Here is a 20,931-nt window from a genome sequence, read left to right on the forward strand (position 1 = left end):
CATCGGCGGACCCATGCGCCCCGTGTACTGTCTGCCGATTCAGGAAGAGTGTGCCGAATGCGACGACGCCGATCACCTGACCGAAGGGAGCGTGCCTGCCCGGCAGCGGCCCCGGTGGCAAGGACCGCGGAGTAGGCGCCGAGCGCCCGCCGGCCGGAAGGCCGGCCGGGAAACGCGAAATCCCGCCCTCTGACGAGGACGGGATCCGGATTGTGGAGCTAAGGAGAATTGAACTCCTGACCTCCTGCATGCCATGCAGGCGCTCTACCAACTGAGCTATAGCCCCGCGTGTTCTTCGCGCTCCGCGCTGCGAACAAGAAGAACTTTAGCCTGCGACCTGCCGGAAAGTGAAATCCGGGGGTGCGGGGCCGAGCGGCGGGCCCGGCCGGGTTCAGTCGTCGTCGCCGAGGACCGGTTCCGGCAGCGTGCCGGCGTTGTGCTCAAGGAGCCGCCAGCCACGCGCGCCCTCGCCGAGCACCGACCAGCAGCAGTTGGAGAGCCCTCCGAGGCCCTCCCAGTGGTGGGCCTCCAGGCCCAGCAGCCGGCCGATCGTGGTACGGATCGTGCCGCCGTGGCTGACCACGACGAGCGTGCCGTCCTCGGGGAGCTTCTCGGCGTGGTGCAGCACCACGGGAGCGGCCCGGTCCGCGACCTCGGTCTCGAGCTCACCGCCGCCGCGGCGCACGGGCTCGCCGCGCTTCCAGGCGGCGTACTGCTCGCCGTACTGCGCGACGATCTCCTCGTGCGTCAGACCCTGCCAGGCGCCCGCGTAGGTCTCGCGCAGGGCGGCCTCGTAGGTGATGTCGAGCCCGGTGAGTTCGGCCAGCTCGCCGGCCGTGGCCGCCGCCCGCTTGAGGTCGGAGGCGAGAATCACATCGGGCCTGAGCGAGGCGAGCAGCCGGGCGGATCGGCGCGCCTGAGCGACACCGGTCTCGGTCAGCGCGATGTCCGTGGTGCCCTGGAAGCGGCGCTCCAGGTTCCAGGCGGTCTGGCCGTGCCGCCACAGGACGACGCGGCGTCCCGTGGCGCGCTCGCGGCTGTCTCTGCCGTTCAGCTCAGCTCACCGTCCGGGTCGCCGGCGAGCCGCGCGTGCTCCTCGGCCTTGCCGCGGGTCTTCAGGGCGTCCTCGGGGAGAGGAAGCTCGGGGCAGTCCTTCCACAGCCGCTCCAGGGCGTAGAAGACCCGCTCCTCGCTGTGCTGGACGTGCACGACGATGTCGATGTAGTCGAGCAGGATCCAGCGGGCGTCGCGGTCGCCCTCACGGCGCACCGGCTTGGCGCCGAGCTCCTTGTTCAGCCGCTCCTCGATCTCGTCGACGATCGACTTGACCTGGCGGTCGTTGGGCGCGGAAGCGAGCAGGAAGGCGTCGGTGATCGACAGCACATCGCTGACGTCGTACGCAATGATGTCGTGCGCGAGCCGGTCGGCGGCCGCCTGGGCGGCGGCGTTGACGAGCTCGATGGAGCGATCCGTGGCGGTCACAAGCAGGCTTTCGTCGGCGGTCGGGAACCCTTCAAGGGTCTCACGGACCGCCGACAGCCCATGCCGCGTTTATTTCGGACCCGATGGGTCACCTGTTTCGGACCTGATGGGTCGCCCTGTCACTGGACCTCGTAGTCCTTGCCGAGGACGACCGAGACGTCGGCGTTGGTGACGGCTTTGCCCTTCTCGACCGCGCTCGCCGGCAGCCCCAGGGTCTTGGCGACCTCGACCGCCTTCGCCTTCTGCGCCACGTCTCCGTAGGTGACCTTCGATGACGTGACGGTGTCGCCGGCCTTGCCGCCGTCGAGGACGGAGTAGCCGCCGTTGACCAGGGCGATCCGGGCGGACTCAGTGGCTCTCGTGTTCCCGGTGGCGTTCTTGACGCCCACGCGGATGGCCGCGCCCTTCTCCGGTGCGGTGACCGTGCCGCCCAGGACGTCCTTGACGACGCTGTTGGCGGTCTGCTCGGTGAGCGTGCCGTCCTGCTGGACCGGAAGCACGGCTGTCTTGTAGTCGCCGCCCTTGGCGTGCTCGGCGAGCTTCGCCAGCGAGGCGCCCAGATCGCTCTCCCGCAGCGACGGATCGAGAATCTGCGCCAGCGTCTCGACGGTGACGGTCGCCGCCTTCGGGTCGTCGGGGAACTTCCGCAGGACGCCCTGCATGACCTGGCCGAAGCGCTGCAGCTGCTTCGCCTCGGCCTCGCCGGGCCCGAGGTAGGTGGCGTACGCGACGGCCATCCGCCCGTTAAGGGTCTGGTTCTCGCCCTTCTTCACCAGCGGCGCCTCGCCCTTCTTCGCGCCGGGCACCTCGGTGTCCGTGGTCAGGTCGATGGTGCCGACCAGCTCGACCAGGTTCTCCAGAAACGGGGTGTCGAGCCGCCAAGTGCCGGTGATCTTGGCACCGAGGAGGGTGCCGACCGCCTCACGGGTGCCCGTCGAGCCGTCGTCCTCGACGGACTTGCCGAGCGTGGTGGCGGTGCCGTCGTCGTTGGCGACGGAGAGCGAGTTGGGGAGCAGAACGGTGGTGCCCTGCTTGGTGGTGGCGTTGTTGACGAGGAGCGCCGTGGAGGTGCCCTTTTTCTTGGTGTTGTGCAGATGCACCACGATCACGTCCCGCTTCTGCGGTCCGGTCGCCGTGCTGCTCTTCTTGTCCGCGTCCGACAAGCCGGGCAGCTTGCCCGCGTACCAGAGGTAGCCGACGCCGCCCACGACGACCAGCGCCAGTGCGACGACGAGCGCGACGACGCGGTTGCGGCCGCGGCGCTTGGCCTCCTCGCGCCGCTCGGAGCGGCTCTCGGTGAACTTCAGCCAGTCGATGACGTCTTCGGAGTCCTCGTCGGGCTCCTCGATGAAAGAGAACTGCTCGGTGCGGTAGTCACGGTCGGCGGCAGGGCGGCGCTGCTCCGGCACGGCAGCCGGTTCGGGCGCCTGCGGGCGCGACTGCGCCTGCGGCTCGGCCGGGGCCTGCTGCTGCGGGATGTTCCACTGCTGGGTGGTGTCGACGGCCGCGGGCTGCGTACCCGTGTCGTAGCCGTACCCGTCGTAGCCGTATCCCTGGTCCTGGCTCTGCCCTGGGGACTGCGGCTGCTGGTAGTACGGGTCGTACTGCTGAGGCCGCTGGGACTGGCCTGCCTGCTGCTGCTGCTGCTGCGCGTACGGGTCGTAGCCGTACCCCTGTCCCTGCCCCTGTTCGGGAGCCTGTGGTTGCTGAGGGTGCTGGGGCTGCTGCTGCGCGTAGGGGTCGTACTGCTGGGGCTGCTGATACACCGGTTGCCCGTACTCGTCGTAGCCGATGATCTGCGGCTGCTGGTAGTACGGGTCGTACGGGTTCTGCTGGTCGTTCACCGGTGCCCCTCTCCGTGGCTCACTCGCCGCGGTACAACTGGCGCTTGTCGATGTAGCGCACCACACCGTCCGGCACCAGATACCAGACCGGATCGCCGTTGGCGACCCTAGCCCGGCAGTCGGTCGACGAGATGGCCAGCGCCGGAACCTCCACCAGAGAGACCCCGCCCTCGGGCAGCCCGTCGTCCGTCAGGTCGTGACCCGGCCGGGTCACACCGATGAAATGGGCGAGTGCGAACAGCTCTTCCGCGTTCCGCCAGCCGAGGATCTGCGAGAGCGCGTCGGCTCCCGTGATGAAGAAGAGATCCGCGTTGCTGTTGAGGGAGCGCAGGTCCCGCAACGTATCTATCGTGTAAGTCGGCCCGGCGCGGTCGATGTCGATGCGGCTCACCGAGAACTGCGGGTTGGACGCGGTGGCGATGACCGTCATGAGATAGCGGTCCTCGGCCGGAGACACCACCCTGTGGCTCTTCTGCCACGGCTGCCCGGTCGGTACGAACACCACTTGGTCGAGGTGGAACAGGGCGGCCACCTCGCTGGCGGCCACCAGGTGTCCATGGTGGATCGGGTCGAACGTCCCGCCCATCACGCCGATTCGACGCTTGCCGGAACCGGAACCGGTAGGCACTTCCTGCTCTCCCATGCGTGCAGAGCCTACTGGCACGACGTTCGGCTCCGACTCAGCGGTCGCGGTTGAAGCGTGTGGTGATCCACAGCAGCAGGAGCAGCGCGAAGAGCGCGCCGCCACCGGTGAGGTAGGGGCTGAGGCTTGGGTGGTTGCCACCGTGCTCGGCGCCCTCGGCAAGAGTGACCAGGTTGGCGGCGGTGCTGGTGAGGCTCATCTTCAGCGGAACCTATCGATCGGGAGTCCGGGAGCCGGAGCTCGGGAATCGGAGCGGAGAGACTTCGCGCACATCGTATGCGGGCCGCCCGGGCACGCTCACGCCGACTCAGTCGTTGTGGTTTTCGTCGCTGCCGTTTCCTCGGTAGCCACGCAGCAGGAACCAGGCGAGCAGAGCTGCTCCGGCGATCGAGGCGATCAGCAGGACGCGCAGCGTGTTGCCCAGTCCCTGCTGCGCGGCTTCGGCGGCGAGCAGTGCGGCGGTGTCCGGCATGTCGGGTGTCCTCCTCGGTTATCCACAGCCCCCGCCACACCGTAGCCCCAGCACCTACGCTGGGGTCCGTCAGGGGGACGAGCAGGGACTCGCGCCAACAGGGGGCATTGATGACCGAAAGCAATCACGAGAACGTTCCGAGCAGGCAGCGCAAGCGCTTCCCGGGCATCTCTTCACGGGCGTACGAACATCCCGCGGACCGCTCGGCGTTGGTCGCCCTGCGCAAGCTCAGCGGCTTCGACACCGTCTTCAAGGCACTCAGCGGACTGCTGCCCGAGCGCAGCCTGCGGCTGCTCTACCTCTCCGACTCGGTGCGGGTGAGCGACGCGCAGTTCGCGCATCTCAACACCATGCTGCGGGACGCCTGTTACATCCTGGATCTGGAGAAGGTCCCGGCGATGTATGTCACGCAGGACCCGCGGCCCAATGCCATGTGCATCGGCCTGGACGAACCGATCATCGTGGTCACCACCGGGCTGGTGGAGCTGCTCGACGAGGAGGAGATGCGGGCAGTCGTCGGACACGAGGTGGGCCACGCCCTCTCCGGCCACTCCGTCTACCGCACGATTCTGCTCTTCCTCACCGGTCTGGCGCTGAAGATCGCCTGGATCCCCCTCGGCAACGTCGCGATCATGGCGATCGTCACCGCGCTGCGCGAGTGGTTCCGCAAGTCGGAGCTCTCGGCGGACCGCGCCGGGCTACTGGTCGGCCAGGACCTGCAGGCGTCGATGCGCGGCCTGATGAAGATCGCCGGCGGCAATCACCTGCACGAGATGAATGTCGACGCGTTCCTGCAGCAGGCCGAGGAGTACGAGGCGGCCGGCGATCTGCGGGACTCCGTGCTGAAGATTCTGAATCTGCTCCCCCGCTCGCACCCGTTCACCACGGTGCGCGCCGCCGAGCTGAAGAAGTGGGCCGCGAGCCGCGACTACCAGCGGATCATGGACGGTCACTACCCGCGGCGCACGGAGGACAAGGACACCTCGGTGTCCGACTCCTTCCGCCAGTCCGCCTCGCACTACGCCGACACCGTCCGCACCAGCAAGGATCCCCTGATGAAGCTGGTCGGTGACATAGCCGGCGGCGCGGGCGATCTGGGCGGCAAGCTGCGGGGCAAGTTCACGGGCGGAGGCGACAACGGCGGCAGCGCCAGTGGTGGGAGCTCCGGCGGGAGCACCGGCGGCGGTGGCAGCGACGGCAATGGCAGCGGTCCTGCGAACGACAACGACAGCGGTGAGGGCGGCAAGGGCGGTCAGGGCAAGGGCTGAGCACCGGGCGACAGCGCCCCGCAGAGCGCCGCGGTGGCCTGGCCCGTCGCATAAGGATCGGTGCCCGCCGGACCGTCCGCGCTCGCCCGCTGGCCGGCCAGCAGCGGGCGCAGGGTGCCTGACGCGTCCGCCGAGCAGGCCTGCGGTCCGGCCTGGACATAGCTGACCAGTAGCTCGACCCGGTGCTGGCGCAGGTCCTCACGGTCGAAGCGGAAGTGCAGTTCACGGCGGACGGTGAACAGCGAGGCCTCGTTCGCCTGTGAGCCGCTCGCCGCGACCGGCCGCAGCGCATAGGCGAAGGTGTGGTCCGACGTCACCTCCAGGGCGTCGGGCCCCGCCTCGGCGACGGTGAGCGTGCCCTGCACCCGCACGCGGGGGTCGGCCAGCGCGACCTTCGCGGGGTCGTAGCGCACCAGCCAGCCAGTGGCGGCGTGGCGGCCGTCGCCGGCCGGAGAGGAGATGCTCCGGTCGAACTGCTCCAGCTGGGCCGGGTCGAGCATCAGCCGCACGGGCCGCACGGCACCGCCGGTAAGCACATCGGGGTCCAGCGAGGACTCGACAAGGTAGTCCTTGGCGGTGGTCAGCGCGGTCAGTACCTGATCCTCCGAGAAGCTCTTGGTGCGCCGGACGCCGGGAAGCGTGATGCCCGCCGCGCCGACCCGGAACTGCGCGGCGGGACTGTGCGCATAGAGGTCGGCGGGGGTGCCGCCCGGGACCGGGCCCTGCGGCGCGAGCGGGATCATCGTGATGCGCAGCGGCTCCGCCTGTTTGAACTGCGGAACCTGGTAGGGGTGACGGACGCCGAGGTAGATCGCGGTTCCGAAGGCCATGGCGACCAGTAGGACGAGCAGCAGGACCTGCCTCGAGCCGCGTCTGCGGCCCCAGGCGGGGAGGCTGCGTACGGCCTGTGCGTGCTCGCCCATCCGCTCCTGCGCGGAGAATTCCTGCAGCCGGGCAGCCCGTACGAACGATTCGTCGAAGACGACGGATCGGTACTCGTCCTCACCACCGCCGGGGAGTCCCTCGGGTGTCCCCTCAGGCGGGTCTCCGCGCCCAGCCATACTTTCAGGGTAGGTCCGGCAGGGCCCTGGTAAACGCGCTGGTACGTGACAAACTCCGACGAGTTCTTACGCGGTCGTTCAGCGGCTGATCAGGGGGTGCGCGGATTGGCGGAGACAGCCGGCGCCGTGTACTCCGCAGAGGCGGAGGGTCCACCGACCCGGCCGGTGGCGGAGCCGCTCGACGGTGTGGAGTCGACGCCGGTCGTGGCGGGCGGCGGCACCCGGTCCTGACGGTTGCCGGCGGCCCCTCGGTACACCGCGGTGAAGGCCAGGGCGACCATGCCGATGCCCATCACCAGGGCCAGGATCCAGGCCACCGGGCGGTGCCAGCGGGCGCTGCCCCGGTAGGGGCGCAGGGCGCCGCCGTGGCGTCCGTAGGGTCCGCCGTACTCGCCGTCCGCGGCCTCGTCATCGTCGTCGTACGCGCGCTCGCGGCCGAATTCGCCGCCGGGACCGTAGCCGTCGTCGTAGAACTCGTCGTCGGCCGCTCCACCGCCGTATCCGGCGCGTGCGGCCTCAGCCTCGGCGCGCGCCTGCGCGGCGGCCAGGAGCCGCTCGACGGCGGTCGGTTCATGGAACTCGGCGGCCCGTACGAAGTCCTCATCGAACACCACGGAGGCGAAGTCCTCGTCCGCGCCCCCGCGGTCGTCGTCGGGCTCCCAGCCGTCCGGGAACGGCCTGCCCCCCACGTCGTCCGGCACGCTTTCAGAGTAGACCTGGCCGGTCGGTTTCGGCAGACAGAGTCCGAAGTCTCCCGGCCCACATCCACCACAGGGATGGTGACCACCGGTTCGCCGGAGGAAACCCACCACCCACCGCAACCCACCACGCCCCCGACCCACATCCACCACAGGGACGGTGACCACCGGTTCGCCGGAGGAAACCCACCACCCAGCGCAACCCACACGCCCCCGGCCCGCGGTCACCACAGGGACGGTGACTACCGAGTGTGACCGTCGCCTGTCACGATGTACTTCGTCGAGGTCAGCTCAGGCAGGCCCATGGGCCCACGCGCGTGCAGCTTCTGCGTGGAGATTCCGATCTCGGCGCCGAATCCGAACTGGCCACCGTCCGTGAAACGCGTGGACGCGTTCACCGCGACCGCCGCGGAGTCCACCAACTGGGTGAAGCGGCGGGCAGCCGGCTGCGAGGTGGTCACGATCGCCTCGGTGTGCCCGGAGGACCAGAGCCGGATGTGGGCGACAGCGGCGTCGAGCGAGTCCACGACGGCGGCGGCGATGTCGTACGAGAGGTACTCCGTCTCCCAGTCCTCGGCCGTGGCCGCCACGACCGTGGCCTTGGAGGCGTCGGCGTACTCCAGCACGCGCTCGTCGCCGTGCACGGTCACTCCGGCCTCGGCGAGCGCGTCCAGAGCGCGCGGCAGGAAGTCGGCGGCGATGTCCTGGTGGACCAGGAGCGTCTCGGCCGCGTTGCAGACGCTCGGCCGCTGAGCCTTGGAGTTGATCAGGATGTCGACGGCCATGTCGAGATCGGTTTCGGCGTCCACGTACACATGGCAGTTGCCGGTGCCGGTCTCGATGACCGGGACGATCGACTCCTCGACGACCGTACGGATCAGTGCGGCGCCGCCGCGCGGGATGAGCACGTCGACCAGGCCGCGGGCGCGCATCAACTCCCGTACGGATTCCCGGCTCTCACCGGGCACGAGCTGTACGGCGTCGGCCGGCAGACCGGAGCCGCCGACCGCGTCCCGCAGGACCTTCACCAGGGCGGTGTTGGAGGAGTAGGCGGAGGAGGAGCCGCGCAGCAGGACGGCGTTGCCGGACTTAAGACAGAGCGCGGCGGCGTCCACGGTGACGTTCGGGCGGGCCTCGTAGATGATCCCGACGACGCCGAGAGGCACGCGCACCTGGCGCAGATCGATGCCGTTGGGCAGGGTCGAGCCGCGCACCACCTCGCCGACCGGGTCGGGCAGCGCGGCCACGTCCCGTACGTCGGCGGCGATGGCCCGTACCCGCTCCGGGGTCAGGGTGAGGCGGTCGATGATCGACTCGCTGGTGCCGGCCTCACGGGCGCGTGCGATGTCCTCGGCGTTGGCCGCGACGATCTCGCTGGTACGGACCTCGAGCGCGTCCGCGATCGCCAGCAGAGCGTCGTCCTTGGCCGACCGCGGCAGCGGCGCGATGTCGGCGGCAGCGCCACGGGCCCGGTAGGCGGCCTGGGCGACCGGGGAGAGGTTGTCGTACGGCGAAAGCGGCGAGAACGTCGTCATACCCGCAGGGTAGTGCGCGCCCCGCGGGCGTCCCTCACGTATCCCGCACTGCGAGACAGAAGCCTCAGAAGGGGTGCACGCCCACCGGGGCGGCGGGCGGCGGGCCGTAGCCCTCCGCGATGCGCTGGTGGTACGTCTGGCGGTCGATGACCTCCAGGCCCACGATCTCCCACGGCGGCAGCCTGGCGCTCGATCGGTGCTCGCCCCACAGCCGCAGCGCCACCGCCGCGGCATCGTGCAGGTCACGCGCCTCTTCCCAGTAGCGGATCTCCGCGTGGTCGTTGGCGTACCGGCTGGTCAGCAGGAAGGGATGGTCGTGCGCGAGCTGCTCAAGACCGCGCCTGACCTCCTTCAGCGGGGCTTCGGCGCCGGAGACGCTGAGCGTGATGTGCCACAGCTTGGACAGCACGTGCTCTTCGCCGTACGTGTCCGTGCCCGCTCCCGTCTCCTGATCCTCTTCGGCGTCGCCGAAGTCGGCGCCCGCTCCGACGCTGGTCAGGGCTCTTTCCTCGCCCACGGCCCTACGGGCGTGAGGGATGCCCCCCGTCCCGCGGGGCACATCCCCTGGGCGCGCTCGTCTCACCGGCGGCCTCCTGTTGCATGTGTTGTCCTGCTGTACCCCCGCCATACCCCCGCAACAAAGTTGACCAGTCCGGGACGGAACGTGGGGCGGTTTTGGTGAAGGTCTCTGCCAGAAGACTGGACTTTCAGCCGATTCAGGAGTGCAGGACGACCAGATCGTCCCTGTGTACGACTTCCCGCTCGTACGCCGGGCCCAGTTCCTGCGCCAGCTCCGGGGTGGAGCGGCCGAGCAGCTGCGGGATCTCCTTGGCGTCGAAGTTGACGAGCCCGCGGGCCACTGCGTGGCCCGCGGTGTCGCGCAGCTCGACCGGGTCGCCGGCGCTGAATTCCCCCTCGACCGCGGCGATGCCGGCCGCCAGCAGCGACTTCTTGCCGTGCACCACGGCCCGTACCGCACCGTCGTCCAGGATCAGGGCGCCCTGCGGGGTGGAGGCGTGCGCGAGCCAGAGGAGCCGGTCGGCGGAGCGGCGTCCGGTGCCGTGGAAGTACGTACCGGTGGCGCGGCCCGCGAGGGCGTCGGCGGCCCGAATGGCGGAGGTGAGGACGACGGGGACACCGGCGGCCGCCGCGATCCTGGCGGCCTCGACCTTGGTGACCATGCCGCCGGTGCCGACGCCGGCCTTGCCCGCGCTGCCGATCTGCACGTGTGCGATGTCGGCCGGGCCGCGTACTTCCTCGATCCGCGAGGTACCGGGCTTGGCCGGGTCCCCGTCGTACAGCCCGTCGACGTCCGAGAGAAGGACCAGCAGATCGGCCCGTACGAGATGGGCGACGAGCGCGGCGAGACGGTCGTTGTCGCCGAAGCGGATCTCGTCCGTCGCCACGGTGTCGTTCTCGTTGACGACGGGGACGGCGCCCATGGCGAGCAGCTGGTCCAGGGTGCGGTAGGCGTTGCGGTAGTGGGCGCGGCGGCTGGTGTCGTCGCCGGTGAGGAGCACCTGGCCGACGCGTACGCCGTAGCGCGCGAAGGAGGCGGTGTAGCGGGCGACGAGCAGGCCCTGGCCGACGCTGGCGGCCGCCTGCTGGCGGGCCAGGTCCTTGGGGCGGCGGGCCAGGCCCAGCGGCGCGAGGCCCGCGGCGATGGCACCGGAGGAGACCAGCACTATCTCCTTCTCGCCGCCGCTGCGGACCTTGGCGAGCACGTCGACGAGGGCGTCGACGCGGTCGGCGTCGAGTCCGCCTGCGGCGGTGGTCAGGGAGGACGAGCCGACCTTGACGACGATCCTGCGGGCCTGTGTTACCTGCTGTCTTGCCACTGTCACAGGGCCGAATCTATGTCAGGGCCCGTGGTGGGTGCTCGGCCATTTCACTCGCTGGACAGTGCGGCCGAGGGTCCGGGCGGCAGCCCCGGCCCCGGACCGCACAACCGACCGGTCGTCAATGCCCTCTCTCGCGAGGGTCGTTACACCCGAACCGGAGTGAACAGTCGGCCAGCGCAATGGCCTTGGCGGCGAGGCGAACAGAGATGGGCTCAACGTGTCTCTGAAAACGGGGAGTTGACGGACATATGAACCAGGTCGGTGTATGTACCACAGTTTCCTCGCCGAATGTACACACCGGTGACCGGCCGCCGGGAAACCGGACGGCGGAAGACCGGGCCGCGGGACCTGTACGGCGCTACACCGCCGTACGGGTCCCGCGCAGCCGCCGCCGTACCTCCCGGCGCAGCCGCCGCACCACCCGTCGGGCGAAGGACACCTTCCGCGGCGGCGCGGCGGGCGCGAGCAGCGCCTCCTTCAGCAGATCCGCCCGCCCCTCGGCGACACAAGCGAGCCGCTGCCGGTCCCTGCCGCCCAGCCGCCGCGCCACCCCCGGCGTCCAGTACTCCTCCATCAAGGGCGCGGCCAGCTCCATCTTGTGGCGCAGGATCTCCTCGCTCTGTTTCAGCACAGCGGGACCGAACTGCGGCAGCAGCGTCACCACGAACGGCCTGATCATCAGCTGGTCGCGCCGCGCGCCCGGCGGTTCGTGGGCGGCGATCAGCTCCATCAGCCGCTGCGCCGAGTGGAAACGCAGCGTGTAACTCCCGCTCTTGGTCACATGTTTGCCGTCGTCCCGGCCCACCAGGTAGTAGCAGGTGTAGTCGGCGACGACGGAGACGCCGTTGCCCCGCATATACGCCTCCATCGTGAACAGCGCGTCCTCGCCGGTCCGCATGGTCTCGTCGAAGCGCATGCCCAGTCGTACGAGCAGCTCGCGCCGGAACAGCTTCTGCGCGCTCAGCGTGAACTTGACGTTGGAGGTGTGGATGTCGGCGTGCTCGAGGTTCTGGGCCCACATCGACTTGGCGGCGTTGCGGTTGACGCCTTCGACCTTGCCGAGCACCACATCCGTACCGGCGCGGTCGGCCATCGCCACCAGCCGCTCCAGCGCCTCTTCACCGAGGTAGTCGTCCGCGTCGAGGAAGAACACATAGCGGCCGCGGGCCAGCGAAAGACCGACATTGCGCGGGCCGCCGGGGCCTCCGGAGTTGGCCTGCCGCAACACCCGCGTCGGGATCTTGCTCGCGGCCGCGAACTCCTCCAGGTACTCCCCCGTACCGTCGGTGGAGCCGTCGTCGACGGCCACGATCTCCATCCGGTCGGCACCGATGGTCTGCGCCTCGACCGACTCCAGACAGCGGACCAGATAGGGCATGGCCTCATAGGCCCCGATGATCACGCTGACTTCACACATGGACACTCCGACAGTCTTACGCGGTGGAAAGTCGCGCCATGGTGCCCGGCGCATGTGTCACCTGCGTGTCGGATGCGACACGGCCCGGAAACTCGCCTGCGAGGGCGGTTTTCCGGGCCGTGAAGAGAGGCGCCGACCTGTCAGCGCGCCACCGGGGCCTCGGCTCCGGTGGGCTCGGATCCGTCGGGCTCGATGCCGCCGGGCTCGATGCCGCCCGGCGCGACGCCATTGGGCTCTACACCACCGGCGTCGGCCTCACGGTCGAGCTCGCCCAGGAACTGACCGCCGATGCGCTGCTCCACAGCGACGTTGCGCGCCTCGGCCTTGTCCGTCAGCGCCCGTACCGCCGCGTTGAACCGCTCGATCGAGGTCGACTCGTCGGAGCCGAGCAGATACTCCATGAGCTCACGCCGGGCGTCCGCCTGCCGGTCGGCGGCCGGGTCGGCCACCGCGTCCAGCAGCTCGCCGATCTCCTCCGCGCTGTTGGAGAGGATGACCGCGGCCCGTACGGCGGTGTTCTGCCGCTGGAACTCCTCGATGCCCAGCTCGGCGGAGTCGGTGACGGCGTACGGCTTGCCGCTCGCGATGAAGTCCGAGACCACACTGGAGATGTCGGAGACCATGCCGTCGGCCTGGTTGAAGCAGTCGTACAGCTTCGGCTCGGAGCCCGTGACGACCTTGTGCTCCCACCAGCCGAAGGAGCGCCAGTACGCGTCGTTCCACTCGGCCCGCAGCTTCTTGATCTCGGAGAGGCGCACCGGGTCGGCGAGCGAGACCCGCGACTTCTCCGACTCGTCCCCGCCCGCGCGGCCCGGCGCGGCCAGCGCGGCCAGTCGGGCCTCGATACGGGTCAGCTCGGCCCGCGCGGCGGCCTGACCGGACTGTGCGGCGGCGGCCTCCTTCGCCCAGCGCGGGTCGGCGGCGCGCTCGGCGCCCGCGGCCTGCACCAGCGCGGTGATCCGCTCGTGGACGGCCTTGGCCTTCTTGTTGCGGATACCGGTGAAGGGATGCGGCTTGTAGATGACGCGGACCGGCTTCTCGGCCTCCAGCAGCCGCCGGACGATGTTCTCGCCGGCCAGGAGCAGGGAGGTGTTGCCGGGGTTGTCGTCCCAGCCCTCCCAGGTGGGGGCGTACAGGATGGTCGGGATGTCGTTCTTCGGGGTGCCGGTCCAGGTCTCTATCGGGGCCAGCTGCGGGCGTCCGACCTCGACGATGTCGTCGTCGCGCACGCCGACATCGGCCAGCGCGTAGCGGTCGCGGCCGGCCCGGCCCGCGGTCCACACCTCGTCGTACACCTTGGAGAAGGGGTTGACGCTGGCGAGCTTGTCGCTGTCGCCGTGGCCGATGAAGACGTGCTTCATGGTCGGGACGCGCAGCATGTGGATGTTCTTGCCGACGTTGGCCGGGTACAGCGTCACCCGGACCATGGAGAGGTCGAGGTTCATCAGATGCGTGCCGCCGGGCACACAGATCACCGGCACGGAGGTCGGGGCGAGCTTCGACACCAGGCTGCGCTCACGCATGAGGATCAGCGGCCGGCCCTCCACGTGCTCCAACGTCTCCAGCCACATGTTGACCTGGTAGGCGGACTCGTCGGAGCCGGAGAAGTAGAGCACGACGGTCGGCCGGTACTCGCGCAGCCAGGTGCTCACGGCCTTGAGCACGGCGGGCGCGCCCGGCACCCTGCGCTTGCGGCGCAGATACGGCACGAGGACGGCCGTGTAGATCAGTCCGAGAGCGAGGGTGGCGGCGACGCCCGCGTATCCGATGACGTCCGTGCCGGTCCCGGCGGCGATCACCACACCGGCCATGGCAGGGATGTCGAGGTGGAGCATCTTCTCGCCGGAGCGGCGCAGCAGCGCCTTCGGCGGGGCGTCCGGGATGCGTACGGCGTGCAGGTCGACGTTGCGGGTGACGACCGGCATGGTGCGGCGCAGCCGGATCAGGGTCGCCAGGGCACCCTGCGGCGCCTGGAGACCGTAGAAGACCAGGAAACCGGCGACAGCGGCATAGAAGAGCGGGGTGTCCGCCAGGTTCTCCCGGGCGAGCAGCAGGACCAGCAGCAGCTCACGCAGCAGGAAGCGGATCGGCAGGCCGATCCGGACCTTGTTGAGGCGGTTGACCAGGTAGCTGCCTTTCTGGTGCAGATACCAGTCCGCCGCATAGGTCACGGCACCGGCAGCCGCGAAGAACCAGATGTTCGGGATCAGCGCGGCGATCATGACGCACGGATAGCCGAGTCCCATCAGAGCTGCCGCAGCCAGCTCTGACAGGCTGCCTACGCGTGCCAGACGAATGGCGGTCGAAATCACGAAGAACCTGCTCCAAGGGTGCCGGTTGTTTCACTTTTGGCGGGAATTGTGAAGGTGGGGCTTCACGAAATCGGGCCTCCACTTTCGCCTCACGGCGAAAACAGAGGCCCGAAAAGTAATTTAATGGGGGATTATTACACATCTTCCTCGCGGTCCAGGACCGCCGCGAGCGCCTGCTCGAAGCCCGAGGCCTCGCTCGCCTCGCGGGTCGGATCCTGCTGCCGCACATCGATGACATGACCGGTCAGCTCGGAGAGCAGCACGTCCAGAGAGGACCGCGCCACAGCTTCGGAGGAGAGCAGCGAGCCCTCCGGCTCCGTACCGAACGCCTTGGTCCGCATCGGGGTGGCCGTGCGCTCCGGATTGACGCAATTCACCCGGATTCCCTCGCTCGCCCATTCGTCCGAGAGTGCCTGGGTGAGATTCACCATGGCCGCCTTGGTGGATGAGTAAAGGCTGTATTCGGCGCGGCCGCGGGTGTAACTGGAGGAGGTGTAGAGCAGCAGCTGGCCCTTGGTCTCCGCGAGGTATTTGTATGAGGCACGCGCAATCTGCACCGGCGCCAGGTAATTGACGTTCAACGCCTCCTGGATGGTGATGTTGTCCGTCTCGGCCAGCTTGCCGATGCGCAGCACGCCCGCTGTGTTGATGACGTAGTCGATACGGCCCGTCTCGGAGTACGCCTTGGAGAGCGCGTCGTCCACATGCTCCGGGTTCTCGACGTGGGTGCCGGTGGTGGAGCGACCCAGCGCGTACACCTTGGCGCCGTACTGTCCGGCCAGCGCGGCGATGTCGGCACCGATGCCGTAAGAACCGCCGAAGACCACCATCGTCCTGCCGGACAGCAGCTCGCGGTAGGCGGCCTCGTCGGCCTGGCGCGGGGCGGCGGTGGAGGCCAGCTGGAAGAGCTTGTCCGCGATGAAGACGTCGACCGGCTGGGTCACCTTCATGTTGTACTCGTCGCCCGCGACGACATAGATCGGCACGTCCGGCAGATACCTCAGCACCACCGAGCAGTCGTCGGTGGCCTGGAAGTTGGGGTCGCCGGCGGCGATCTCGTACGCCCGGCGGATCGTGGAGAGCTTGAAGGCCTGCGGCGTCTGGCCGCGGCGCAGCCGGGAGCGGTCCGGGACGTCGGTGATGAACTCGCCGTCCCCACCGTGGGTGCGGGTCACGATGATCGTGTCGGCGGAGGGGATGGCGACATCGACGGCCTGGTAGCGGCCGAGGGCGTCGACACAGTCCTTGATCACACGCTGCGACAAAAGCGGACGCACTGCGTCATGGAAGAGGACGTTGCGGTCCTCGCCCTCCGCGAGCCCCTCGCCGAGAGCCTCGATGGCGCGCTCGGTGGTCTCGTTACGGGTCGCGCCGCCCTCAATGACCTTGCTGACCTTGGTCAGCCCGGCCTTGGCGATGATCTTCTCCACATCGGGCACAAACCCCGGCGCCATCAGCACAATCACGTCGTCGACCGACTCTGCCTGCTCGAAGATCGACAGCGTGTGCTCGATGACAGCCTTGCCGGCGATCTTCAGCAGCTGCTTCGGGATCGCCAGTCCCACGCGCTGGCCGGTACCACCGGCGAGCACGACTGCTGTGGTGCGGGGCTTGGCTTCGTGCGGCACAGACACAGACGACCTACCTTGCGATGAGTGGGGGACGGGGCGATGGTCGCACTCTCCGTGACCGTCCCGCAAGGCGGGCTTGGGGTGCTCCACACCTCCGCGATACGGGAAGTTCACCCTGTGGCCAGGGAGATGACGGCGACCCGCCCCACCCCCGGGGTGACTGACACCACAGTTGTCAATGGTGCGCTCAGCTACTTGATCGGCTTGTCGACAACGTTCAGTACAAGATCGTTGGAAGCACTGTAGAAGATCTTGACCGTGACCCGCTCCTGGGGCCTGCCCCGCAGCTTGCGGGCCACTGCCCGCACCGCGGCGAGCGGTCTCTTCTTCATCAGCTCGGTGCCGGGATACGGGATGAGGGACCCCTTCTCCACGACATCGTCCAGCACCCGGCCCGGCCTGACCGGCTCGGCGTCGGGTGCGTACCGCAGCCACAGGTCCCAGACGTCGTGCGCGGCGGTCTGGCGGGCCGCCGGCGCCGCACACGGAACGGTGACCCGGAAGCCGTCGCTTCCCTCCCGGCCGACCGGGAACGTCAGCTCGGCCGGGTCCTTGCCGCGGCGGCGCAGCAGCAGCACCGGGTCGTCGGCCAGGGCGCCCCGGCCGAGCAGCCGGCCGGTGAGCATGATCTTCCGGTCGGCGAGCAGGATGTCGCCGACCTCGGCATGGACCGGTCTGCCCCAGGAGCGCAGCGAGAGCACTCCCTGTTTCACATACGGGACGAGCTGGCGGACGGCCGCGCCGGCCACCATGCGGTCCGCGGCCCGCATGGCGCCGCGCTGGTCGACGGCACGGGTCGCGAGCGCCACCCGCTCGCCCTCCGGCAGCTCCACATGGCAGGTCCAGACCCCCTCGGCGAAGTCCGCACCGGCCGGGACAGTCGCCCGGCCCTCGGCGTCGAAGGCGAAGGCCCGCTCCTCGGCCTTCGCATCCTGGTGCGTGCAGACCAGCCGCAGTCCGGCGCCCCGGCTCGGCCTCAGGCCGTCCTGGCGCTCAGGGCTCGGGGGAAGGGGGAGCAGGGTGACGCCCAGCTCGCCGTCCTGGCCCACCGCACAGTCGGCGACGGGAGCGAACTCCTCGCTGTCCCCGGTCGCGGCGGCGATGCGCGGGGCTGCCCCGCGCGAAGCAGCCCCGCGCGACGCGGTGGCCGCGCCGAGTTCGGCGAACAGCTCCTCGTACTGCTTGGCGACCGGGCCCGGGTCGAAGCGCCGTGCGTTGCGCAGCGCGGCCGCACCCATCCGCCGGCGCAGATCCTCGTCGTCGATGAGCTTCAGCAGAGCGCCGGCGATGGCGTCGACGTCACCGACGGGGACCAGCAGCCCGTCCACGCCGTCCTCGATGATCTCCCGCGGACCGTAGTCGCAGTCGGTGCTGACCACCGGCAGACCACAGCGCATGGCCTCCACGAGCGTCATGCCGAACGACTCGTGGCGAGAGGTGGAGACGGCGATCGCGCCCTTGACCCACTCCGGTTCGATGGGTGAGCGGGGACCCATGAGATGTGCTCTGTTGTAAAGGCCCAGTTCATCGATGCGTCTGCGGAGCCGGTCCTTCTGGTTGCCCCAACCGCAGATCCGCAGCGTCCACTCCGGCCGGACGGCGGCCACCTTGGCGAAGGCCTCGATGAGTACCTGGTACTGCTTCTCCGAAGCCAGCCGCCCCGCCGCCACCACGGTCGTGCCCGAGGTGTCGGAAGGCGCGACCATCGGCTCGGGCACGCTGTTCGGAATGGCGAGCACGCGGGTGTCGGGCAGCGGCATCTGCTCCCGGTAGGAGGCCGCGTCCCCCTCGGAGACCGTCACGAAGGCGTCGAGCCGGGCGAGATGGTCGTACATCTCGGCGCGCAGCTCGGGCTTGTGATGGTTGTGCGTCATGTGCTCCTGGCCGATGAGCACGGCACGCTCCCGCGCGAACTGCGCGACGTACGCGACCAGTCCGGGCCGGGTCCCGATGATCACATCCGCGTCCGACCCGGCGTAGTGGGCCTGCACCCGCTCGTCGCTGAGCTTGCTGTACTCCTTGTAGCGGGCCTCGTTCTTCGGGAAGAGCTCGGCGGGCTGCAGCTGGAGCGGGTGCTTCTTCTCGTTCGTCGGGGAGGACGGACGCGTGTCCACGAGCGGTACGACGCTGATGCGGGGGTCTATGGCGAACAGCGGGATGTCCCGGTGCCGGAAGACCGAAACGATCTCCACCTCATGCCGGTCGGCGAGCTCCTCCGCAAGGTTCAGCGTGGTGCGGATGGTCCCGCCGATGCCATAAATCGTGTGGATGAGGAAGGAAATCTTCATCAACGCTCCGTTCCGTCTGCCGGGACACCTCGTCCCGCCCCCGCGTACAAGACGGTCATTGGGGGTGGGAGGTTGCGCCGCCGTACGCATGGATACGGACCGGACTCATCGGGGCGACTCGGCCTCACGCCGCGCCGCCCCGTGCTTGTTCTTCCGGAGCGGGTCGAACTCGTCTAGAACGGGTCGAACTCGTCGTACTCACGCTGCGACTCGTCCCGCTCCGCATCGCGGTCCCGGCGACGCTGCGCCGCAGGCCGCGGGGCCTCCAGACGGTGGTCCTCACCGCGGCGGCCGAGCATCTCCGCGCCCGCCATCATCGTCGGCTCCCAGTCGAAGACGACGGCGTTCTCCTCGGGGCCGATGGCCACGCCGTCGCCGCCTCGGGCACCGGCCTTCATCAACGCGTCCTCGACACCGAGGCGGTTGAGGCGGTCCGCGAGGTAACCGACGGCCTCGTCGTTGCTGAAGTCGGTCTGGCGCACCCAGCGCTCCGGCTTCTCGCCGCGCACCCGGAAGATGCCGTCCTCCTCCTGAGTGACGGTGAAGCCCGTGTCGTCGACGGCCTTCGGGCGGATGACGATCCGGGTCGCCTCCTCCGCCGGCTTGGCCGCGCGCGCCTCGGCGATGATGCCGGCGAGCGCGAAGGAGAATTCCTTGAGTCCCGTGCGGGCGATCGCCGAGATCTCGAAGACCTGGTAGCCGCGCTCCTCGAGCTCCGGGCGGATCATGTCCGCGAGGTCCTGGCCGTCCGGAATGTCGATCTTGTTGAGGACGACGAGCCGCGGCCGGTCGTCGAGACCGCCGTACTGGCTGAGCTCGGCCTCGATCACATCGAGGTCGGAGACCGGGTCCCGGTCGGACTCGAGCGTCGCGGTGTCCAGGACGTGCACCAGCACCGAGCAGCGCTCGACATGGCGCAGGAACTCCAGACCGAGGCCCTTGCCCTGGCTGGCGCCCGGGATCAGGCCGGGGACGTCGGCGATGGTGTAGACGGTCGAGCCCGCGGTGACGACGCCCAGGTTCGGTACGAGCGTCGTGAACGGGTAGTCCGCGATCTTCGGCTTGGCGGCGCTGAGCACCGAGATCAGCGACGACTTACCGGCGCTCGGGTAACCGACCAGCGCCACATCGGCGACGGTCTTGAGCTCCATGACGACGTCACGGGCCTCACCCGGCTCGCCGAGCAGCGCGAAACCGGGGGCCTTGCGGCGTGCCGAGGCCAGCGCGGCGTTGCCGAGGCCGCCGCGGCCGCCCTGGCCCGCGACGAAGGTGGTGCCCTGGCCGACCAGGTCGGCGAGGACATTGCCCTGCTTGTCGAGGACGACGGTGCCGTCGGGCACGGGCAGGACCAGGTCCTGGCCGTCCTTGCCGGAGCGGTTGTCGCCGGCGCCGGGCTGGCCGTTGGTGGCCTTGCGGTGCGGGCTGTGGTGGTAGTCGAGCAGCGTGGTCACCGACTGGTCGACGACCAGGATGACGTCACCGCCACGGCCGCCGTTGCCGCCGTCGGGGCCGCCGAGCGGCTTGAACTTCTCCCGGTGAACGGAGGCGCAGCCGTGGCCTCCGTTACCCGCGGCGACATGCAGCTCGACGCGGTCCACGAAGGTGGTCATGGTTGTGCCTCCAGTTACGTACGGAATGTCTATCTAGTAACAAGCGAAAGGCGGACCCGCTTCCCGATGCCGGGAAGCGAGGTCCGCCTCACGAAGAAAACCGCTCTACAGCGACCGAATTACTCGGCGACCGGAACGATGTTCACGACCTTGCGGCCGCGGTGGGTGCCGAACTGCACCGCACCGGCGTTCAGCGCGAACAGGGTGTCGTCGCCACCGCGACCGACGCCCGAACCCGGGTGGAAGTGGGTGCCACGCTGGCGGACCAGGATCTCACCGGCGAGAACGACCTGACCGCCGAAGCGCTTCACGCCGAGCCGCTGAGCATTGGAATCGCGCCCGTTCCGAGTGGACGATGCGCCCTTCTTGTGTGCCATGTCTCCTCAGTCCCTTACTTCGCAGCCGCGGGGATGCCGGTGACCTTGATCGCCGTGTACTGCTGGCGGTGACCCTGGCGACGGCGGTAGCCGGTCTTGTTCTTGTAGCGAAGGATGTCGATCTTCGCGCCCTTGTGGTGGTCCACGACCTCGGCCGTGACCTTGATACCGGCCAGCACCCACGGGTCGCTGGTCACAGCGTCGCCGTCGACAACGAGCAGGGTCGAGAGCTCGACCGTGTCGCCAACCTTGGCGGTGGGAATCTTGTCAACCTCAACGATGTCGTCGACAGCAACCTTGTGCTGGCGACCACCGCTGCGCACGATGGCGTACACGCGGACTCTCTTTCGCTCGGAACGGATCCCCTGATGCCAGCCGCTCGCACAGGCCGAAGCCTGCGGCGATCCGGAAGGATGAGCGGCCTCTCCCGGCCGGCAGAACCAGCGGGAGGG

At 69.2% G+C, this 20,931-nt stretch carries 19 protein-coding genes and 1 tRNA gene; 1 reads left to right on the plus strand and 19 read right to left on the minus strand.

All coding sequences use genetic code 11. The features are described from left to right. Positions 1-213 precede the first annotated feature (213 nt). From ACFYXH_RS07445 to ACFYXH_RS07475, 7 genes are all read right to left on the minus strand, one after another. Positions 214-286 (minus strand) — tRNA-Ala (locus ACFYXH_RS07445). A gap of 105 nt (positions 287-391) precedes the next feature. Next, complete coding sequence (locus tag ACFYXH_RS07450) at positions 392-1,054, minus strand: histidine phosphatase family protein (protein WP_327328311.1); 663 nt, start codon at positions 1,052-1,054, stop codon at positions 392-394. Next, the gene (gene rsfS, locus ACFYXH_RS07455) at positions 1,051-1,482 is read right to left on the minus strand and encodes a ribosome silencing factor (RefSeq protein WP_327323563.1); all 432 of its coding nucleotides are present in this window, start codon (positions 1,480-1,482) and stop codon (positions 1,051-1,053) included. The genes ACFYXH_RS07450 and rsfS overlap by 4 nt, the downstream gene beginning before the upstream one ends. A 119-nt stretch (positions 1,483-1,601) precedes the next feature. Further along, entirely contained in the window at positions 1,602-3,326 is a 1,725-nt protein-coding gene (locus ACFYXH_RS07460) for an LCP family protein (RefSeq protein WP_389561161.1), read from the minus strand. Between the two features lie 19 nt (positions 3,327-3,345). Then, positions 3,346-3,969, minus strand: a complete 624-nt coding sequence (nadD, locus tag ACFYXH_RS07465; protein ID WP_389561162.1) for a nicotinate-nucleotide adenylyltransferase — start codon at positions 3,967-3,969, stop codon at positions 3,346-3,348. 37 nt (positions 3,970-4,006) lie between these two features. Beyond that, positions 4,007-4,168 (minus strand): hypothetical protein, encoded by a 162-nt coding sequence (locus ACFYXH_RS07470; protein ID WP_326649869.1) that lies wholly within the window; start codon positions 4,166-4,168, stop codon positions 4,007-4,009. Positions 4,169-4,276: 108 nt separating this feature from the next. Next, positions 4,277-4,441 (minus strand): hypothetical protein, encoded by a 165-nt coding sequence (locus tag ACFYXH_RS07475; RefSeq protein WP_389561163.1) that lies wholly within the window; start codon positions 4,439-4,441, stop codon positions 4,277-4,279. A gap of 110 nt (positions 4,442-4,551) precedes the next feature. Between ACFYXH_RS07475 and ACFYXH_RS07480 the strand changes: the two genes are divergently transcribed. Further along, positions 4,552-5,709 (plus strand): M48 family metallopeptidase, encoded by a 1,158-nt coding sequence (locus tag ACFYXH_RS07480; RefSeq protein WP_389561164.1) that lies wholly within the window; start codon positions 4,552-4,554, stop codon positions 5,707-5,709. On the opposite strand, the gene ACFYXH_RS07485 is transcribed toward ACFYXH_RS07480, so the two are convergent. The 12 genes from ACFYXH_RS07485 to rplU all read right to left on the minus strand — a co-directional run bounded on the left by ACFYXH_RS07485 (position 5,694) and on the right by rplU (position 20,814). Beyond that, on the minus strand, positions 5,694-6,770 hold the full coding sequence (locus tag ACFYXH_RS07485) for a hypothetical protein (RefSeq protein ID WP_389561165.1): 1,077 nt from the start codon (positions 6,768-6,770) through the stop codon (positions 5,694-5,696). The genes ACFYXH_RS07480 and ACFYXH_RS07485 overlap by 16 nt on opposite strands. An 89-nt stretch (positions 6,771-6,859) precedes the next feature. Then, complete coding sequence (locus tag ACFYXH_RS07490) at positions 6,860-7,471, minus strand: hypothetical protein (protein ID WP_389561166.1); 612 nt, start codon at positions 7,469-7,471, stop codon at positions 6,860-6,862. Between the two features lie 239 nt (positions 7,472-7,710). Next, complete coding sequence (locus ACFYXH_RS07495; RefSeq protein WP_389561167.1) at positions 7,711-9,003, minus strand: glutamate-5-semialdehyde dehydrogenase; 1,293 nt, start codon at positions 9,001-9,003, stop codon at positions 7,711-7,713. 64 nt (positions 9,004-9,067) lie between these two features. Continuing rightward, positions 9,068-9,586 (minus strand): hypothetical protein, encoded by a 519-nt coding sequence (locus ACFYXH_RS07500; RefSeq protein ID WP_389561168.1) that lies wholly within the window; start codon positions 9,584-9,586, stop codon positions 9,068-9,070. 133 nt (positions 9,587-9,719) lie between these two features. Next, positions 9,720-10,847 (minus strand): glutamate 5-kinase, encoded by a 1,128-nt coding sequence (gene proB / locus ACFYXH_RS07505; RefSeq protein WP_389561169.1) that lies wholly within the window; start codon positions 10,845-10,847, stop codon positions 9,720-9,722. 355 nt (positions 10,848-11,202) lie between these two features. Beyond that, a complete protein-coding gene (locus tag ACFYXH_RS07510; RefSeq protein ID WP_385308336.1) occupies positions 11,203-12,261 on the minus strand; it encodes a glycosyltransferase family 2 protein in 1,059 nt (352 codons plus the stop codon). Positions 12,262-12,401: 140 nt separating this feature from the next. Then, entirely contained in the window at positions 12,402-14,573 is a 2,172-nt protein-coding gene (locus tag ACFYXH_RS07515; RefSeq protein WP_389561170.1) for a hypothetical protein, read from the minus strand. Between the two features lie 134 nt (positions 14,574-14,707). Beyond that, positions 14,708-16,207, minus strand: coding sequence for an SDR family NAD(P)-dependent oxidoreductase (locus tag ACFYXH_RS07520; RefSeq protein ID WP_389561171.1), 1,500 nt, complete (start codon positions 16,205-16,207; stop codon positions 14,708-14,710). Between the two features lie 188 nt (positions 16,208-16,395). After that, complete coding sequence (locus tag ACFYXH_RS07525) at positions 16,396-18,492, minus strand: glycosyltransferase family 4 protein (RefSeq protein ID WP_389561172.1); 2,097 nt, start codon at positions 18,490-18,492, stop codon at positions 16,396-16,398. Between the two features lie 173 nt (positions 18,493-18,665). Beyond that, positions 18,666-20,102, minus strand: coding sequence for a GTPase ObgE (gene obgE, locus ACFYXH_RS07530; RefSeq protein WP_389561173.1), 1,437 nt, complete (start codon positions 20,100-20,102; stop codon positions 18,666-18,668). 119 nt (positions 20,103-20,221) lie between these two features. Further along, complete coding sequence (gene rpmA / locus ACFYXH_RS07535) at positions 20,222-20,479, minus strand: 50S ribosomal protein L27 (protein WP_327323578.1); 258 nt, start codon at positions 20,477-20,479, stop codon at positions 20,222-20,224. A gap of 14 nt (positions 20,480-20,493) precedes the next feature. Next, a complete protein-coding gene (gene rplU / locus ACFYXH_RS07540) occupies positions 20,494-20,814 on the minus strand; it encodes a 50S ribosomal protein L21 (RefSeq protein ID WP_108148675.1) in 321 nt (106 codons plus the stop codon). Between the last annotated feature and the right edge of the window lie 117 nt (positions 20,815-20,931).

Source organism: Streptomyces sp. NPDC002730 (assembly GCF_042888805.1).
Taxonomy (GTDB): Bacteria; Actinomycetota; Actinomycetes; order Streptomycetales; family Streptomycetaceae; genus Streptomyces.

Bases quoted from the DNA above. Each gene is read 5' to 3' on its own strand.
- nadD (WP_389561162.1), bottom strand. From the start codon at position 3,969: ATGGGAGAGCAGGAAGTGCCTACCGGTTCCGGTTCCGGCAAGCGTCGA.
- ACFYXH_RS07470 (WP_326649869.1), bottom strand. From the start codon at position 4,168: ATGAGCCTCACCAGCACCGCCGCCAACCTGGTCACTCTTGCCGAGGGC.
- ACFYXH_RS07475 (WP_389561163.1), bottom strand. From the start codon at position 4,441: ATGCCGGACACCGCCGCACTGCTCGCCGCCGAAGCCGCGCAGCAGGGA.
- ACFYXH_RS07480 (WP_389561164.1), top strand. From the start codon at position 4,552: ATGACCGAAAGCAATCACGAGAACGTTCCGAGCAGGCAGCGCAAGCGC.
- ACFYXH_RS07485 (WP_389561165.1), bottom strand. From the start codon at position 6,770: ATGGCTGGGCGCGGAGACCCGCCTGAGGGGACACCCGAGGGACTCCCC.
- ACFYXH_RS07495 (WP_389561167.1), bottom strand. From the start codon at position 9,003: ATGACGACGTTCTCGCCGCTTTCGCCGTACGACAACCTCTCCCCGGTC.
- ACFYXH_RS07510 (WP_385308336.1), bottom strand. From the start codon at position 12,261: ATGTGTGAAGTCAGCGTGATCATCGGGGCCTATGAGGCCATGCCCTAT.
- ACFYXH_RS07525 (WP_389561172.1), bottom strand. From the start codon at position 18,492: ATGAAGATTTCCTTCCTCATCCACACGATTTATGGCATCGGCGGGACC.
- obgE (WP_389561173.1), bottom strand. From the start codon at position 20,102: ATGACCACCTTCGTGGACCGCGTCGAGCTGCATGTCGCCGCGGGTAAC.
- rpmA (WP_327323578.1), bottom strand. From the start codon at position 20,479: ATGGCACACAAGAAGGGCGCATCGTCCACTCGGAACGGGCGCGATTCC.